This is a genomic window from Neptuniibacter pectenicola, from assembly GCF_001597735.1.
GTDB lineage: Bacteria > Pseudomonadota > Gammaproteobacteria > Pseudomonadales > Balneatricaceae > Neptuniibacter > Neptuniibacter pectenicola.
In genome coordinates this window covers 231,138-249,410 of sequence record NZ_LUTS01000003.1, presented here as the reverse complement: position 1 = coordinate 249,410, position 18,273 = coordinate 231,138, and the positions used below count along the sequence as shown (strand labels likewise).

At 46.2% G+C, this 18,273-nt stretch carries 15 protein-coding genes; 4 read left to right on the top strand and 11 right to left on the bottom strand.

The features are described 5' to 3' along the window. Nucleotides 1-190: 190 nt before the first annotated feature. The 8 genes from A3773_RS05800 to pilM are packed head-to-tail and all read right to left on the bottom strand — an operon-like array spanning nt 191 to nt 8,351. On the bottom strand, nt 191-1,750 hold the full coding sequence (locus A3773_RS05800) for an AAA family ATPase (protein ID WP_067983998.1): 1,560 nt from the start codon (nt 1,748-1,750) through the stop codon (nt 191-193). A gap of 41 nt (nt 1,751-1,791) precedes the next feature. Further along, nucleotides 1,792-2,886 (bottom strand): 3-dehydroquinate synthase, encoded by a 1,095-nt coding sequence (aroB, locus tag A3773_RS05795; RefSeq protein WP_067983996.1) that lies wholly within the window; start codon nt 2,884-2,886, stop codon nt 1,792-1,794. Between the two features lie 14 nt (nt 2,887-2,900). Beyond that, nucleotides 2,901-3,434, bottom strand: coding sequence for a shikimate kinase AroK (gene aroK / locus A3773_RS05790; RefSeq protein WP_156473444.1), 534 nt, complete (start codon nt 3,432-3,434; stop codon nt 2,901-2,903). Nucleotides 3,435-3,440: 6 nt separating this feature from the next. Continuing rightward, on the bottom strand, nt 3,441-5,552 hold the full coding sequence (locus tag A3773_RS05785; protein WP_231902154.1) for a type IV pilus secretin PilQ: 2,112 nt from the start codon (nt 5,550-5,552) through the stop codon (nt 3,441-3,443). A gap of 11 nt (nt 5,553-5,563) precedes the next feature. After that, nucleotides 5,564-6,097 carry a pilus assembly protein PilP gene (locus A3773_RS05780; RefSeq protein ID WP_231902153.1) on the bottom strand — a complete coding sequence of 178 codons (534 nt, stop codon included), beginning with the start codon at nt 6,095-6,097 and terminating at the stop codon, nt 5,564-5,566. Nucleotides 6,098-6,135: 38 nt separating this feature from the next. Beyond that, nucleotides 6,136-6,732, bottom strand: a complete 597-nt coding sequence (locus A3773_RS05775; protein ID WP_067983988.1) for a type IV pilus inner membrane component PilO — start codon at nt 6,730-6,732, stop codon at nt 6,136-6,138. Further along, nucleotides 6,729-7,283 carry a PilN domain-containing protein gene (locus tag A3773_RS05770; RefSeq protein ID WP_067983986.1) on the bottom strand — a complete coding sequence of 185 codons (555 nt, stop codon included), beginning with the start codon at nt 7,281-7,283 and terminating at the stop codon, nt 6,729-6,731. The genes A3773_RS05775 and A3773_RS05770 overlap by 4 nt, the downstream gene beginning before the upstream one ends. Nucleotides 7,284-7,289: 6 nt before the next feature. Further along, complete coding sequence (pilM, locus tag A3773_RS05765) at nt 7,290-8,351, bottom strand: type IV pilus assembly protein PilM (RefSeq protein ID WP_067983985.1); 1,062 nt, start codon at nt 8,349-8,351, stop codon at nt 7,290-7,292. A gap of 171 nt (nt 8,352-8,522) precedes the next feature. On the opposite strand from pilM, the gene A3773_RS05760 reads away from it, so the two are divergent. After that, on the top strand, nt 8,523-10,865 hold the full coding sequence (locus tag A3773_RS05760) for a penicillin-binding protein 1A (protein ID WP_082800550.1): 2,343 nt from the start codon (nt 8,523-8,525) through the stop codon (nt 10,863-10,865). Between the two features lie 68 nt (nt 10,866-10,933). Here the strand turns inward: A3773_RS05760 and A3773_RS05755 are convergent, their stop codons facing one another. The 3 genes from A3773_RS05755 to rpmE form a co-directional block, all read right to left on the bottom strand. Beyond that, nucleotides 10,934-12,181: a malic enzyme-like NAD(P)-binding protein gene (locus A3773_RS05755; protein ID WP_067983981.1), complete on the bottom strand. Its 1,248-nt coding sequence runs from the start codon at nt 12,179-12,181 to the stop codon at nt 10,934-10,936. Nucleotides 12,182-12,276: 95 nt separating this feature from the next. Beyond that, entirely contained in the window at nt 12,277-13,071 is a 795-nt protein-coding gene (locus A3773_RS05750) for a thermonuclease family protein (RefSeq protein ID WP_067983979.1), read from the bottom strand. Nucleotides 13,072-13,085: 14 nt separating this feature from the next. Next, the gene (gene rpmE / locus A3773_RS05745) at nt 13,086-13,301 is read right to left on the bottom strand and encodes a 50S ribosomal protein L31 (protein ID WP_067983977.1); all 216 of its coding nucleotides are present in this window, start codon (nt 13,299-13,301) and stop codon (nt 13,086-13,088) included. 167 nt (nt 13,302-13,468) lie between these two features. On the opposite strand from rpmE, the gene A3773_RS05740 reads away from it, so the two are divergent. The 3 genes from A3773_RS05740 (at nt 13,469) to A3773_RS05730 (ending at nt 18,172) form a co-directional block, all read left to right on the top strand. Next, the gene (locus A3773_RS05740) at nt 13,469-15,664 is read left to right on the top strand and encodes a primosomal protein N' (RefSeq protein ID WP_067983975.1); all 2,196 of its coding nucleotides are present in this window, start codon (nt 13,469-13,471) and stop codon (nt 15,662-15,664) included. A 170-nt stretch (nt 15,665-15,834) separates the two neighbouring features. Beyond that, a complete protein-coding gene (argS, locus tag A3773_RS05735; RefSeq protein WP_067984210.1) occupies nt 15,835-17,520 on the top strand; it encodes an arginine--tRNA ligase in 1,686 nt (561 codons plus the stop codon). 4 nt (nt 17,521-17,524) lie between these two features. Beyond that, entirely contained in the window at nt 17,525-18,172 is a 648-nt protein-coding gene (locus tag A3773_RS05730; RefSeq protein WP_067983973.1) for an SPOR domain-containing protein, read from the top strand. The last annotated feature ends 101 nt before the right edge of the window (nt 18,173-18,273 follow it).

The following is an 18,273-nucleotide window of genomic DNA, read 5'->3' as shown; positions in this document are numbered from 1 at the left end:
AGCCATTCCCACTTAAAAATACTTCGAAATCAACATCTTAATAATCTTTCTGCTGCAATATATACGCCAGTCAGCAAAAAGGGACAGCTATTCTACACGCGAAGTCTGTCCGGAACAAATTCCAAACAACGATAAGGAAAGATTAAATCACTAAAAGAAGAAACCTAATCAAGCATAGCTTGTTGTTTTATCAGGATTTTTTCTTTCTTATGTCGAGCTGAACACCCTGAACACTTCTTGCCCAAGGTTTTACATTTTGGAGGGATTTTGGCAATTTTCGGATAGCCGCATTGGCAATATCACGATTAGGGTACTGCCCATATATGACCACATGCCAAGGCAATCCTTTATAAATAGTCTCAAAATAGTAAAACTTACTAGGATCCGACTGAGCGGCAATAAACGCTAACGCGCTCTGTTTTGATCGAGCACCTGTCATTTGCAACGTATAATCAGATGATTTCCACGCTAACAGATCACGCTCAGACGATACGGAACTCGACACCTTTTTCTTCGCCACAGGACTAGCCTGAGCAGGTGCGGACTGCACCGTTTTTTTGATAACTGGAGAAGCAGAAGGTGACTGCTCTTTCGCCACCTTTGGCGCCTCGTTAACCGCTAAACTATTATTAGTGACAACGGCCCTAAGCTCCGCTTCAAGCGGCGAAGGCTTAGCTTTTATAGACGGCGATGCTTCTTGCAAGGCGATCTGATTTTCACTATTAATTTTCGCTTCTTGCTGTTGTAGCCGTAGCGCTAAATCAGTCTTAACAACCGCTTCATTAAGCTCATTTTCATTTAACGGGGGCTCTACTTCCCCGTTTTCAGGACCATCAGTGGGGATAGCTGAACCCTCCCCTTCATCGACGGCTAATGTATCAACCTTTTGCCCCTCAACCGATGCAGTTACCGCTAAAGAAAGCGGTACGGACACCCGTTCATCGGAAACGACCTCTGGCGCGGGTGGCGCGCTCTCTGGCAGAAACTGCCATAGAGAAACCGCAACAATCCCAATTAGAAGCACCCCTACTCCGAGCATATGTAACGCAGGAAGAGGAAAAGGTGAACGCTTAGCCGGCGCGGAAGAGAGTGAGACTTTACCGCCGGCTAATAAGGTTTCTACCCGGCCCGGCACGCCTTCAGACAAACGGATCAGCTCATTTTTTTTCTTCTCAGGAAGAGAGGATACTGCGGGGTGGCAGAGTTCGAGGTATTCAGCCGTTTCAATCGCACTCATAGGATCAATCTTAAGGTGATGGATCCTACCTTCCAAATGCTTAAGCCCGCCAGTCTCAAACAGCTGCTCAACAAAGCTATTGCTTGATGTCAGCAACACTTGTGCATCAGCAACATGTAAGTTAAGCAGTAGCACCAGCGCGTCTTCTGATAAATGCTCAGCATCATCAATCGCAATTAGACACTTCTGGCCTGATGCTTTTATCGACTTTAACTGGTGATGAAAAATTTTTAACTGGTCAGCAAAACTGGCACCCTCTTGTTCATGCGAGGGAAATTGCTGCATCAGAAGCGACAAGAGCTGCTGTTCATTCAATCCAGCATCAGGACAGATAAAGCAACAACACAACGTACTGTCTTCTGTATCCGGCTTTAGCTGAGCCAGCAGCGTACTTTTACCTGTACCTTTATCGCCAGAAACCAGCAACAAAAAATCAGAAAAACGGATAAAATGCTTTAGCTTATCTAAAAGCTGAAGACGACTTGGCGGTTCAAAATATATATTTTTCTTCATTTTATCCGTTCGAAATCCATTAAACTAACGCCCAACCAATACTAACAACAGGTAGCAAGTTTCTTTCCAGCGCTTAATGTTTCCAACAAAATTGAGGCGGCAAAGTCTGATGTGACTACCGCCTTTCCAACATCTTTTAAGAGCACCAAACGAATACTGCCATCGATTACTTTTTTATCCACACCCATCAGCTCAATGAAGCGCTCAGGACTCATGGACTCTGGCGGATAGATAGGAAGGTTAGCCGCTTCAAGGATAGCTTTCACACGCTTCACATCAGCCGCCGAAATATTGCCTAGACGGTAAGACATATCTGCCGCCATCATGGTGCCAGCACCTACCGCTTCACCATGTAACCACTCACCATAACCTTGATCCGCTTCAATCGCGTGGCCAAAGGTATGACCTAAATTAAGCAAGGCACGAATACCCTCTTCGCGCTCATCCAAAGCAACAACCTCCGCTTTGATTTCACACGACCTAAAGATCGCCTGCTCAAGAAGATCTGATTGTAGCCCCATAAGGCCATCAATATGATCTTCCAAGTAGCACAAAAAAGCCTCGTCGTAGATCAGGCCATATTTGATCACTTCAGCCATACCGGCAGAAAGCTCAGGTTCCGGTAAGGTATTAAGTACATCAGTATCGATCACAACACACTGAGGCTGATGAAAGGCCCCAATCATATTCTTGCCCTTTGGATGATTAACACCCGTCTTCCCCCCGACAGAGGAGTCCACCTGCGATAGCAATGTGGTCGGCACTTGAATAAAATCGACTCCACGCTGATAACACGCAGCGGCAAACCCGGTCATATCGCCGATCACACCTCCACCGAGGGCAATCAACGTTGTCGTACGGTTATGGCGTTTATCCAGCAAAGCATTAAAGATGGTATTGATCTGTTCTAAATTTTTATACTGCTCACCATCCGGCAGAATCACCTCATCAACCTGAAACTTTTTATCTAGGGTGGCCTTAAGCCGTTCAAGATATAAGGGTGCGATGGTGTCATTAGTAACAATAAGAACTTGTTTACCTGAGATATAAGGCGTCATCAGCCCTCTATCTAATAATCCTTGGCCAATAAAAATAGGGTAGCTACGCTCCCCTAGGTCTACTTTCAACGTTTGCATACTACCTACTTAAACTACTCAACTTCGAGAGGGGACTTAGCCTTTAGCTGTCGAATGATCTCTGTAACGACGGTCTTAGGATGACGTTTATCGGTGACTACAACAATATCTGCGGTATCCAAGTATAAAGGGTGCCGAATAGACATTAACTCTTCCAGAACAGCCCGTGGGTTTTCTGTTTGTAATAATGGCCGATTTTTGTCCCGAGATGTTCGGTCTAATTGCTGCTCAACCGATGTTTCTAAGTAGACCACCGTACCATTAGCTTGAAGCACCGACCGATTTTCAGGCCTTAAAACAGCACCGCCACCGGTAGATAAGACAACGTCCTTACGTAAAGAGAGCGCTTCAATCACACCCTCTTCTCGGTCTCTAAAACCCGCTTCCCCTTCAACATCGAAGATCCACGGAATATCCGCACCAGCGCGCTTCTCAATCTCGCGATCAGAATCCACAAACTCAAGCTTAAGTTCCTGGGACAACAAACGGCCTATGGTGCTTTTTCCAGCACCCATAGGCCCAACAAGAAATATATTCAAATCACACAACCATAACTACTGAGATAAGGAATTACGTACTAACTTCGGTGTAATGAAGATCAATAACTCCGTTTTCTCAGAAGTGCTCTCTTTGTTTCGGAATAGCGCACCCATAATTGGCAGATCACCCAACAGTGGGACTTTGTTAACACTATCGCTCGTTTCATTTTTAAACACGCCACCAAGCACAATGGTTTGCCCATCAGGCACAACCACGGTTGTTTGCAACTCATTATTATCAATACTCAGCTCACCGTTAGCCAAAACCTGACCGATAGAGTCTTGCTTAATAACAAGTTCCATTGCGATCCGGTCACCCGGGTTTATACGGGGCGTCACATCCAAACTAAGTACAACATCTTTAAATTCAATACTCACTTCACCGTCTTCAACGGTTTGATAAGGGATTTCAGAACCCGATTGAATCAATGCCTTCTTACCATTAGTTGTAAGAATTTTAGGCTGAGAAACAATTTCAGCTTTACCGTCCGCTTCTAATGCACTCAACTCTAAACCGATCAATGTACTTGCACCTGGCGCAAAGCCAATTGCAATCTGCCCTACATTAGTTGCTGTAGCACCAAGATCCACGTTCAAACCACTGGTCGGCGATGTACTGGAGAAATCAATTGAGCTCTGATCTTGGCTTACAATCCAGCCTTTACCGTTATCAACATCGTTATAACCAAAGCCCCATTTAATACCTAAGTCTTTCGTTACATTGGACGTAGCATTAACAAGGCGTGCCTCAATTAATACCTGCTCAACCTCGACGTCAAAGCGGTGCAATGTATCACGAATCTCCTGAATGGCATTAGTCGTCTCTCGAACCATTAGGACATTTGTTTCATCATCCGCCATGATAAAGCCGCGTTCAGAAACCAATTTTGCGCCCTGAATCGTTCCCATCATCTCGGATGCTTTGCGGTAATCGACCTGAATAAACTCAGTCCGTAATGGCGCAAGCTGCTCAACCTGCTGAGAGCTTTCAAGCTCCGCCTTCTCTCGCTGTGCTATTTCATCGGCAGGTGCAATTAGTAAAACATTACCGACCGTACGCTGATCAAGGCCTTCCGTTTTCAAAACGATATCAAGTGCCTGATCCCAAGGAACATTTTTAAGACGCAGGGTGATATTTCCGCCCACGCTATCGCTCACCACTAAGTTTAACTCAGCAACCTCTGCAATAATTTGTAAAACCGAGCGTAACTCAACATTCTGGAAATTAAGGTCTATCTGCTCACCCGTAAACTCAAACAACTCTTTCGCTCTTTCGTCTTTTTCAGCTTGGCTTAACGGTTTAAAATCGAGAATGAGCTGGTTGTCAGTTTGGTAAGCAAGGTATTCATAAGGCTCAGCACTGGGCTTAATCAATATACTGGTATTGCCACCGTTCGCCATCGAGTCGATAAACATGACCGGCGTCACAAAGTCCTGCACATCAACCCGCTGCTCCAACGCCCGAGAGAGATCCGCACCGACTAAGTTAACAACAACGTTATTACCTTCTTCCTGAATATCTACGCCTGCTTTATCATCAGACATCGTAATGGTTACTCGACCGGCTCCCCCTTCGATGCGTTCAAAATCCATACCTTGAACTTTCGAGCGAGTCTCTTCGAATGACGTTTTAGCCCCTGCATCCGCTGATTTAGCGACTACATTATCTGATGTTTCCGATGTTGATACCGGTAGTCCAGCGTTCTTACTCTGAACAACAACAAATAAACTATTACCTTCAGCGAAGGTGTTGTAACTAGAAGGCTCATAGAGATTAGCAACGATTCTCAAACGACCATCCGTTTGCGCGAAGCTGACACCATCCACTTGACCTGTTTTAACATCCAGTGAACGACTGGCTAAATCACTTTCAACACCCCATAGGTCCATTACTATGCGGGCGGGTTGGTTGATCATATAAGCTTGCGGAGAAGGAGGTGCTGAATCGAAATCAAAACGAAGTTCTATCTTCCCTCCCGGCAGGGCCACAAAATTAGCATTTTTCATCAAAACATCTGCTGCCGCCCACTCCGACAATAAAAGACTGACCAAAGCGATGCTCAACCAACGGAGGTTTTTATAAACACGTACTTTAATATCAGTCATCATGGGGACCCGAATTTTCACAATAATATCCCTTATTCCTGCTCAGCCAAGGCAAGGTTTCGTGATCGTTTCATCCAACCACCACGCCCATTCGTTACAATTTCAACTAACTCTATTTTACGCTCATCCAGCGAAACGATTTCGCCAAAATTCAAACCCATATGATTACCGATAGTAACCCGATGAATTTCTGAATTAGGATCACGAATTAAAGCCCATAATGTATTATCCGCTTTTTGATTAATCGTGCCGACCATATCCAATTGATCTACAGCAAACGATTCAAGATAATCTTTCGCCCTCACTTCATCAGGCTTTATACCATTATCAGATTGAGCATTAACCTCTTCATCCTCATCAGCACTCACTGAAAATGGAATCAGCGGAACAAACGGCTCCCTCATCGACGCACCTTTATAGACAAAGCTATGGTACGGTTTGAATTCAGGGAGTGGTTTAATTGAGCCGGCAGGCTTTGCCTGAACGGCAGTGACAAATTCCTTTAAATCACTGTCATCCTCTACCCACTCAACGCAGCCAGTGAGTAAAGAAAGTAATAATGACAAGATAATAATCCTACTATGATGCGTCATCCTTGCCCCCCTTATTTAGTTTCATCATAACGATAGGTCTTAGCACTAATCTGCATAGAGACCGTCGTTCCTGAGGGTTTTATTGTGTAATCATGTAAGGTTACGATACGTGGTAGCCCAGCAATACCACTTACAAACTGCCCAAGCTGATGATACGAACCTGAAACATTAATATTAATAGGCAGCTCAATGTAGAACTCTTTTTTCGACTCTGCGGCCAATTTTATCGACCCAATATCCAAACCACTATCCGTGCCTAGGTTGGTAATATCGTCTAAAAGTCCAGGTACCTCTTTTTCAGTCGGTAACTGCTTTTTCAGCTCAGTGAACTTATCTTCTACATCTTCCATCTGTTTTCTAAGTGCAGCAAGATTAGCGACCTGGAATGCTTTCTCCTCATACACCGCTTTTAAGCCGCTCTCTTTAGCAATCTCTTTTTTGAGAGCCACTTGCTTGTCTGTAATATAGAAATGCCACCCCGCAGCACCGATAGCAATCATCACCATCAGATAGCAGACTATTTTCACCCCAATCGGCCAATTTCCTGCGGCGTTGAAGTCCATATCATTAGGATCAAATCCTTTAAACGCATTCTGTAACGCACTCATTTGCCAGCCTCATCCGCTTTAGGTTTAGCAATAGGAACCGAAAGGTTAAATGTATTCAAACTATCCTTTCCTTTACCAACACCACTGAGGTTAGGTTCACCAAACCAGATTGAGGTATCCAAGTTTCTCATCAGAGTAGATACATCTAAATTATCTTGAGCCAAACCCGCTATAACCACATTGTTAGCCTTACGTGATAACGACGAGTAGTAGAGGCCATCAGGCATCACCCTCACCAGTTCATCAAAATTCCTTACAATAAGCGGCCTTGAACCCTGTAGCTCCTGAATCGCCGTCAAGCGTTCCAAAAGCTTTGCTCTTTTTTCCTTTAACTCTTTAATCGCAGCAAGGTCACGATCCAACTTTGCCGTTTCCGCTTTTAAGTAACCATTTCGATCATTTTGACGATCTTTCATCGCATCAAAATAGTAACCCACCGCAAACACGATAAGCCCCGCAAACAACGCGGTTCCTAACAGGTTCATCACGAAATTTTTCTTTCTCTCTTCTGCGCGCTCTTCACGCCAGGGTCTTAAATTGATAGTTGCCATCTGTCCCTAACCCTCAAATCCACGCATCGCCAGACCACAAGCCTTCACTAATGAAGGCGCATCCCGTTCAAGTCTAGATCGATTAACTCTCGAATTAATAGCCATTGAGTTGAAAGGGTTAGCCATTTTAGTCGCTATACCTAACTCTTCCGATAGCTGCTCTGCAAGCCCATCAATAGTTGCTGTACCGCCTGAAAGATAAAGCGCTGAAAGCTCACTATGTGCACCCGATGAATAGAAAAACTGTAATGAACGAGATACTTGCTGTGCTACCGTTCCCCTAAAAGGAAGGACCACCATCTCATTAATCTCTGGCGAGAGATCATTAAGGCGTAATGACTGTTCAACTTCTTCGATACTCATCCCATATTGCTGATGAATAGAGTTCGTCAAATCATTACCGCCAAAGGCTTGTTCTCGGCTATAAACAATCTCACCGCCCTTAAACACATTTAAGGTCAAGGTGGCAGCGCCAATATCAACAACACCAATTAAATAATCAGTGCTTCTTTGTTCGGAGGAGATAAGAGGAAAGGTACGCTCTACCGCGTAAGTATCAACATCGACCACTTGGCACTTCAAACCAGCACTGTTGATTGCGTCTTCTCGCTGTTCTACATCACTTTTACGGCAGGCAACAAGCAATACTCGATTCAAGTGATCGTTATTCTCAACAGGTCCTTGCACTTCAAAATCTAATGCGACCTCGTCTAAAGAATATGGAATGAACTGATCAGCCTCTACTTTTATCTGATCTTCCAATTCAAACTCAGAAAAGGCATTACTCATCTCTATACGTTTAGTGATGACAGCGGACGCCGGCACAGCAGCAATGGCAGACGACATTCGCCCCCCTGCAACCTTCATCGCTTTTTCGATGGTAGCAGCAACTTCACCTACATCCTGTATATTTCCATCAATAACAGCAGTAGGAGGCAAAGACACGACGGCATAAGCTTCCAACGAATAGCTTTGTCCATTTTTAGACAACGCAACCAGCTTAACCGAAGACGAGCCAATATCTAGCCCAACCAAGCTTCCCGATTTATTCCCCAATAAGCCAAACACAAATATATTCCCTAACTTAATACTGCGTTAATGTGTGTTTACTACTCTATTCCCTAACTCTAACCCGTATTAGAACAAATTAAAATTCAATATACGCTAGAGCAAAGTGGTAAGCTGCCTATATAATAGACCCTTACTAAAATCCTCAACTATCAGATTAGCATGTCACCTATGTTTTCGCTTTTCAAACTTTTGTTTAAATTAGGTATTTTTTGCTTCCTCATCGGCCTTATATCCGCTGCAGGCGCTTATTATTATTTTTCTCCACAATTACCTAATGTAGAGACATTACGGGATATACGTTTCCAAACCCCGCTGCGTATTTATTCCCAAGATCATAAGCTAATCGCTGAATTTGGCGAAAAGCGTCGAACACCTATCACCTTTGAGAATATACCCCCTCAATTTGTTCAAGCACTCACCGCCGCAGAAGATAGTCGCTTCTTTGATCACCACGGCATCGACATCAAAGGTCTTGTCCGCGCAGCCTTTCAGTTAGCTACCACCGGCCATATACAAAGTGGCGGTTCTACTATAACGATGCAGGTAGCAAAAAACTTTTTCTTAACCCGCGAACGTACATTTAGCCGTAAGTTCATGGAGATACTACTCGCACTCCGTATAGAGCAGGAACTCTCTAAAGAAGAGATATTCGAACTCTATATTAACAAAATCTATCTGGGGCACCGCTCATACGGTATTCAAGCAGCCGCTAATGTATATTACGGCACCGATATAAAAAACTTGAGCTTATCTCAACTCGCCATGATCGCTGGCTTGCCAAAGGCACCCTCCGCATACAATCCAATCACCAATTCAGATAGAGCGATTGAGCGCCGAAACTGGATACTCAAACGTATGCATTCACTCAGTTTCATTAACGATCAGCAACTAGAGAGCGCAAAAAACGAGCCAGTGAGCGCAAAATACCATACGAGCGATATTGAACTAAGAGCGTTCTATGTAGCAGAAATGGTCAGACAGCAGCTCTACGAACAATACGGTGAAGCACTTTATACCGACGGTTATGTAGTATATACAACACTCAAGAGCAATCTTCAAACCACAGCAAACAATGCGGTTTCAAATGGCCTAATTGCTTACTCTGAAAGACATGGTTACTTAGGCGCAGAAGATAGCTGGGATATCACTGAACCACAGGCGACATTACAGAAACGTCTAAACGGTATTATTAGCTATGGCGTACTCAAACCTGCGCTCGTCCTAAACGTGTCCGAAAAAAGTGCTGAGCTACTACTAAAAGATAAGCAAACAATTACTTTAGCGTGGGAAGGCATGTCGTGGGCCAAACCCTATAAAAGCGTTAACCGCACAGGCCGAGCACCCAAAAAAGCGGCTGACGTTTTGAAAATAGGGGATTTAGTTAGAGTACGCGAAAAAGAGGGCACGTTTCACCTATCACAAGTTCCTAACGTGCAAGGCTCTCTCATAGCGCTCGACCCTAAAACAGGTGCAATCGTATCCCTTGTTGGCGGCTTCAACTTCACACATAATAAATTTAATCGCAGTACCCAAGCCGTTCGACAGCCAGGCTCTAACTTTAAACCGTTTATTTATGCTGCCGCATTAGATAAAGGCTACTCACCCGCCTCGCTTATAAATGACGCACCTATTGTTTTCCACGACACCTCCCTAGAGGGCAACTGGAGACCTGAAAACTCAAGCAGAAAATTTTACGGGCCTACCCGCCTTCGCAAAGCACTCTATAAATCACGTAACCTAGTATCAATCCGGTTACTCAGAGCGATAGGCATACCGGCAGCACAGGACTACCTCGAACTCGCCGGCTTTGATCGCAGCAAACTGCCCAACAACCTATCCCTCTCCCTAGGCAGCGCTGATGTCACCCCACTAAAACTGGCAGCGGGTTATGCCGCCTTTGCAAACGGAGGCTTTAAAGTTGAGCCGTTCTTCATCGAGCGTGTTGAAGACGCTTTTGGCGAAGTCCTTTTCACCGCTCAACCCAAAGCCGCATGCAACCCCTGTACAGAAACAGAAGGCGCAGAAAACATAGCCCCAAGAATATTTAACGAGCAAGTCGCCTTTTTGATCTATAACATTTTACAAGACGTGATTCGCAAGGGTACCGGCAGAAAAGCGCTGGTACTCAACCGCAAAGACATTGCAGGAAAAACAGGCACGACCAACGATCAAAAAGACGCTTGGTTCTCTGGCTTCAACCAATCTATTGTTACAACAACATGGGTCGGATTTGACCAACCCAAGACACTGGGCAGACGAGAGTTTGGTGGAACCGCCGCACTGCCTATCTGGATAGATTTTATGCGCGAAGCACTGAAGGACACACCGGAGAATCCACCTAAGCCTCCTGCAGGTATTGTAAGTGTCAAAATAGATCCACAAAGCGGCAAGCTTGCGTACCCCGGCCAAAGCGATGCAATCTATGAGTTTTTCAGAAGAAAAAATGTACCTACAAACTATGCGGCACCAGCAGGCTCTGGTAAAAGCAACGTAACTGAAGAGTTATTCTAAAGCGGAAAAGCTTACTCCAGACACAAAAAAACCGGCCTAGGCCGGTTTTTTTTATCATAACAACGCGCTTAAGAAAGCGGGTAGTTATCTGGTAGCGGTAAACGCGCAACGCCAGAATCAATCGCCGCCTGCGCCACAGCTGTAGATACAGCACCAAGCAGACGTGAATCAGTCGCCTTAGGAATAATATATTCCGGACCAAGCTCCAATGAATCTAATCCATAGGCATCCAACACATCCTGAGGAACAGGCTGTTTTGTCAGATCAACCAATGCACGAACCGCAGCAGCTTTCATCTCTTCATTAATCGCAGAAGCACGTACATCCAAAGCACCACGGAAAATGAATGGGAAGCCGATTACGTTGTTAACCTGGTTAGGATAATCAGAACGACCTGTCGCCATAATCACGTCATCGCGCGTTGCATGAGCAAGCTCTGGACGAATTTCAGGATCGGGGTTCGCACATGCAAACACAACTGGGTTTGCTGCCATTTTAGCTAACTGCTCAGCAGAAAGTAGGTTCGGACCTGATAGACCAACAAAAACATCAGCGCCATCAATTGCGTCATCCAGCGTACGCTTATCAGTTTCTGAAGCGAAGGCTGCTTTTTCTGGCGTTAGGTTTTCACGACCGGAATGGATAACACCCGTACGGTCAATCATAAAGATATTTTCAATCTTAGCGCCCATGCTTACAAGTAGCTTCATGCAAGCGTTTGCGGCAGCGCCCGCACCTAGGCAAACAATCTGAGCTTCCTCAAGCGTTTTGCCCGCAATTTCCAATGCTGTGATCATGCCTGCAGCCGTAACAATCGCTGTACCGTGCTGATCATCATGGAAAACGGGGATATTACAACGCTCAATAAGCGCACGCTCAATTTCAAAACACTCAGGTGCTTTAATATCTTCTAGGTTAATACCACCAAACGTTTCAGCGATGCGAGCAACCGTATCGATAAATGCCTGCGGGCTTTCTGCATCAACTTCAATATCAATTGAGTCTATACCAGCAAAACGTTTAAACAGTAATGATTTACCTTCCATTACAGGCTTAGACGCTAACGGACCTAGATCACCAAGACCTAAGATTGCTGAACCGTTTGTAATAACCGCTACCAAGTTACCTTTAGCTGTGTAACGGTATGCGTTATCAGGGTCTTTCGCGATTTCACGAACCGGCTCAGCTACACCTGGGCTATATGCCAAAGAAAGATCAAGCTGAGACTCAGCTGGTGTAGACAGCTCAACGCTGATCTTACCTGGACGTGGAAACTCATGGTAATCAAGAGCTGCTTGTTTCATATCATCAGACATAGCTGCTGTTCCAATCTAGTTAAAATTTCGAACCCAGAACTATATAGAAAACCCCTGTATCGGACAAGCTTAGGGCCTACTCTATCGATCTTTTTTCACTCAACCAAACCTAAAGCACTAAACAGAATATGCGACTTATGACTTAGTGTCATTGACCAAGGTAAGTAGTGAGAAGGCGCCGATGATCGCTTAGGGCGGACCCAACCACGCACATAAACAAGCTTACCTTCGAGTGCGTTTATATCCCCACCCACCCATAAATCATCACCGATAGAGCGACTTATCTTTAACGCTAGCAGCCCATCAAGTTCTAAAATCCAGCCAGTTCTAACGGCCTTAACCAAAGAAACACGCCCCTTCACCAACTTAAAACCCACATCGCGCAGACTTAGCTGAGTAACATCGCGCCACGGAAAGGTACGCCACAACCCTCGTGCCGCCTTCGCTGCATCACGCTCTGCTTGCTTCAAACAATCCAAAAACTGCACGTTCGGCGGTAGAGCAATATGAAACGCCAACCCCTCCCGTATTAACTGCTCAGCAACCAACTGCTGATTCACATAAAGATAGCCAAGCCAGCGCTGATAGTGATCCTGAGGCTCCTCACCTAACGCAAGAAACACATCACCCCGCTGTAACAGTGCCTCCAATCGAGCGGCAGCAGCATCCGAGAACGGCTCACCAGCCCCATTTTTCGCCACCTCAGGCGCATTCAAACCAATTAAACGCACATGACGCCCATCACTTAACCGAACGGTATCCCCATCATAAACATAGGCCACAGTCACCGGCTCAAGCGCCAAGTCAGAACCGCACTGGGAGTAAACAGGTAAACTAAAGACAACAAAAAAGGCGCCCCATAACGGAAGCGCCCTTTTTAGAATTCTCATTGGCTAAGCGTTTTTTATTTTTTCACGCCGCGAGCGCCGAAACGCTTGTTGAAGCGATCGATACGACCACCAGAAGTTGCTTCTTTCTGCTTGCCTGTGTAGAACGGGTGGCAAGAAGAGCAAACGTCTAGATGAAGATCTTTACCAAGAGTAGACTTGGTTTTAATCTCATTTCCGCAAGAACAAGTAGCAGAAATTTCAACATAATTAGGATGGATATCCGCTTTCATGGTAAACCTCATAGTATTCATGCCGCCACCTGATCTTCTGCCAGGTACCGCATTGATTTAAACTACCAGCGAAAATCACCGGTATGTTAAGTAGGCGGCGGATTATACGCATGCACATACAGCTAATCAACATAATAACGCTTAAAAAATGAGCAGCCATAACAATTATGACCATATTACGCCTCGCCATACCTAGCCCACTGCGCAGATTATTCGATTACCTGCCTCCCGCAGCAACTGAACTGGCTACAGTAGAGCTAGGCGTCAGGGTGCTCGTTCCTTTCGGTAACCGCGACCTAATTGGCATTTTAGTCGAAATAACAGACGAGACGCAGTTTGAGAGAAGCAAGCTCAAACGGGCAAAAAAAATTCTCGACCAACAGCCTCCACTACCCGCCCATTTATTTAAACTCGCACGCTGGGCGGCGTCCTATTATCAACATCCTGAAGGCGATGCTTTACAACAAGCTCTTCCCGTACTGCTCAGAAAGGGTCATGCCTGTGAATACCAACACGAAATACTTTGGCGTGCTGTCGCTGATGCAGACCCGAATACACTCAAAAGTAATGCGACCCGTCAAATTGAGCTGTTAGCATTAGTTAACGAACACCCATCCGGCATAAGCCTCGACGCCATCAAAGCGGAAGGAGGCAATACCACGACCTTACGGGCGCTTGAAGAGAAACAACTCGTTGAATCCTTTCAACGCACACACCCATCTCATCATGAACAAGTCCTACACGAAGCGCCTTTAACCCTTAATGCAGAACAACAATCCGCGCTGGACCAAATCAATAAGTTACCAGGCTTTACCGCCAACCTGATCGAAGGCATTACCGGCTCGGGTAAAACCGAAGTGTATCTACAAGCGATCGAAAAAAAGCTCAATGAAGGGAAGCAAGCCTTAATCTTAGTCCCTGAGATCGGTTTAACGCCGCAAACGGTAACGCGTTTCAGGCAACGTTTTAATAATCCTATCGTTGTGCTGCACTCCAACCTAACCGACCGTCAAAGACTGGATGCTTGGCTACAGGCCAGAGAAGGTATTGCAAAAATAGTGATCGGCACACGTTCCGCTATTTTCACCCCGCTAAAACATCCCGGCATTATCATCATTGATGAAGAGCACGACCCCTCCTTCAAACAGCAAGACGGGTTCCGTTATTCCGCGAGGGATCTGGCCGTTATGCGCGCTAGAGCAGAGGAAACACCAATCATACTCGGCAGCGCAACCCCCTCATTGGAAACGTTACACAACGCCAAAGAGGGGCGTTACCAATGGTTGAAAATAACCCAGCGAGCTGGCACCTCACTCGCCCCCACGTTTAAGCTGCTGGATATTCGCCAAGAAAAACTAAGCGAAGGACTTTCCACACAACTGATTACCGCGATGCGCCAACACTTGGCCAATGGCACTCAAGTGTTGGTATTTTTAAATCGTCGCGGTTATTCACCTACACTGAGTTGTAATGATTGCGGCTGGATCGCCGATTGCGACCGGTGCGACGCACACATGACACTGCATAGAGAGCCTCCTCATCTGCACTGCCATCACTGTGACAAACAGCACGGCATCCCTCGCCACTGCCCTGAATGCAATAGCGACCAGCTCCAACCAGTAGGTGTCGGCACAGAACGTAGCGAACAAGCACTACAACAACTATTCCCTAATACCCCAGTGATCCGCGTTGACCGGGACAGTACCCAACGCAAAAATGCGATGCATGACATTATGGACCGCGTTAACTCCGGTGAACCCTGCATCCTTGTGGGCACCCAAATGCTGGCAAAAGGGCATCACTTTCCCAAAGTCACCTTAGTGGCCATAATCAACGCCGATAGTGGTTTATTTAGTGCCGATTTCCGAGGCATGGAAAGAACCGCGCAACTCATACTCCAAGTCGCAGGACGGGCGGGCAGAGCTGAAGACCCAGGCACCGTCTTAATGCAAACCTATCACGCCGATCACCCCACTTTACAAACGTTGGTTGAACACGGCTACAGCGCCTTCGCCCAAGAGGAACTCCATAACCGCAAAGTGGCTCAACTCCCCCCCTACACCCATTACGCCCTGCTACGCGCCGAAACAACCACAAAATACCGCGCCGAGTCTTTTCTAGGGGCGCTCAGACAGCAACTGGAAGATGATTTACTCCTCCCTGAACACGTTCACTGGATAGGCCCGTTTCCTTCACCGATGGAAAAGCGAGCGGGGATGCACCGAGCGCAGCTCATGATCTATGCTGAAAACAGAAAGGCACTTCACCAGCTATTAGCCAACCTATGCTGGTATTTAGAGCAAAATAAAGAGTCTAGAAAGGTCCGCTGGTCTATAGATGTCGATCCAGCAGACACTTTTTAAACAGAAGAGCCCTTCTGCCCCTTAACAAAATTCCGATTTACAGGGATAATACGCGGTTCTTCAGCGGCCTAACTTCGATGACGGCAACAAGCAAGGGAGAAGATCGCCCGAGCCAAAACCAGAAACGCCTTCAGGCCCACCGAATCATTCAAACGGTAGTATGTACGCTAATGAAACAAGTTATTGCAGGACTTATCGATTCTGCCCTAAAAACATTGATTGAAAACGGCACTTTGCCTGACGACGTGCAACCAAACATTATGGTTGAAAACACACGAGACAAGTCACACGGCGACTATGCATCCAATATCGCGCTAACGCTGGCAAAACCCGCACGCTGTAATCCTCGACAACTCGCCGAGAAACTGGTTGCAGCCCTCCCTCAATCAGACAACCTGACGCGTACCGAAATAGCCGGACCGGGTTTTATTAACTTTTTCATTAGTGAAGCCTCAACCAGCAGTCTACTCACCACGATTCTTGAGCAAAAAGAGAATTATGGTCGTAATAACGAAGGCGCTGGACGCAAAGTCCAAGTGGAATTCGTATCGGCGAACCCAACAGGCCCGCTTCATATAGGTCATGGTCGCGGAGCCGCTGTCGGTGATTGCCTTTGCCGTATCATGGATGCGAATGGCTGGGATGTAACCCGCGAATTTTACTACAACGACGCGGGCCAACAGATCAACAACCTGGCGCTATCTGTACAAGCGCGCTGCAAAAAGTTAACACCGGATGATGCAAGCTGGCCCGCCGATGGTTACCGCGGCGACTATATTATCGAACTTGCTGATAGTTTCATGCGCGGTGACACCGTTGAATCTGAAGACCAGTCATTTACTGGAACGAAAAATGCTGATGATTTAGAAGCCATTCGCCATTTCGCCGTTGCCTACTTAAGACGCGAACAAGACCTCGATCTCAAAGCGTTTGCCGTTGATTTTGATGTTTACTTCCTTGAATCCTCCCTTTATGAGGAAGGAAAAGTAGAACGCACAGTACAAACACTGATCGAAAACGGTTACACCTATGAAGACGGTGGCGCACTCTGGTTACGTACTACCGATTTTGGGGATGACAAAGACCGCGTAATGCGCAAGACCGATGGTGGTTATACCTACTTTGTACCTGATGTTGCTTACCATCTAGACAAATGGCAGCGTGGATTTGAGTGCGTACTCAATGAACAAGGCGCCGACCATCACAGTACAATTACCCGCGTCCGCGCAGGCCTTCAAGCCCTCAAGGCAGACATCCCTCAAGGCTGGCCTGATTACGTACTTCACCAGATGGTTACCGTTATGCGCGGCGGTGAAGAGGTAAAAATATCCAAACGTGCAGGCAGCTACTTAACACTGCGCGATCTCATCGATGAAGTAGGACGTGACGCAACTCGCTACTTCTTAGCCGCACGTAAGTCAGACAGTCACCTAACCTTTGATATCGACTTGGCACGTTCACAGTCGGCAGACAACCCTGTCTACTATATTCAATATGCCCATGCTCGCGTATGTTCAATCTTCCGCAAACTGGCTGAAAACAACCGAACGTGGGATATTGAAACCGGTAAAGCCGCCCTTTCGGCTTTAGAGCTAGACTCAGAAAAAAATCTGATTATCAATTTAGGCCGTTACCCTGAAGTCGTTAAAAATGCAGCCGATGCCCGTGAGCCACATCAAATTGCTAACTACCTTCGAGACCTCGCAGGGGACTTCCATACTTACTATAATTCGGAAAAAACCTTAGTCGATGATGACAATGTGCGTAATGCCCGCCTAACGCTTGCGGTAGCCGTACGCCACGTTTTAGCCAACGGCTTAGACCTACTCGGCGTAACCGCACCGGAGCAGATGTAACACTATGGCCTCCCGTAAGGACTATGCAAAAAACAAACGCGGCGCAGCATCCGCTAGCCGCTCAAGACCGACACCGAAGAAAGCGCCTGCAAAAGTTAAAAAGCGCTTTCCCACAGGTCTACTTGCACTCACCCTTATCTTATTGGGAGGCCTTGGTTATGGGCTATTCAAACTAACCCAAGTCACACCGGGCTCAGAAGCAACCCCGATCACTCATATTGCACCTAAAGCCGCACCCAAGAGCAGCCCCAAAGTAGCGCCTAAAACTCCCGCTGCCAGCAACCCCCCCGTCATCGAAAAATCCACAACGACCGAAAACACCAACCGTTTTGAATTTTACGAGATGCTAAAAGAGAGCGAAGTTGAAACGGCTAAAGTGGATGTGTATAAATCCACGCCCAAAAACGCAAAATCTGAACACTCATACTTACTTCAGGCCGGCTCTTTCAAAGTAAAAGCCGACGCAGAAAGAATGCGCGCTCAACTCATTCTACAAGGCTTACCTAGCGTCCATACGGACACCAGTAAAAACAAAGACGGCACCCTTTGGTATCGTGTTCGCTTAGGGCCTTTTGATAACCGCTCCAAGCTTTCAAAAGCCTATGACAAACTGGTGCAACTCAATATCCAACCCCTACGCATCAAGCAATAAGGCGCAATACAGGTACAAACGAGAAAGCCCAGCGATAAAGCTGGGCTTTTTAGTCAATTAAGCCTTGAAATTCATCTCAGCGTCACCATCTTTCTGTAAAC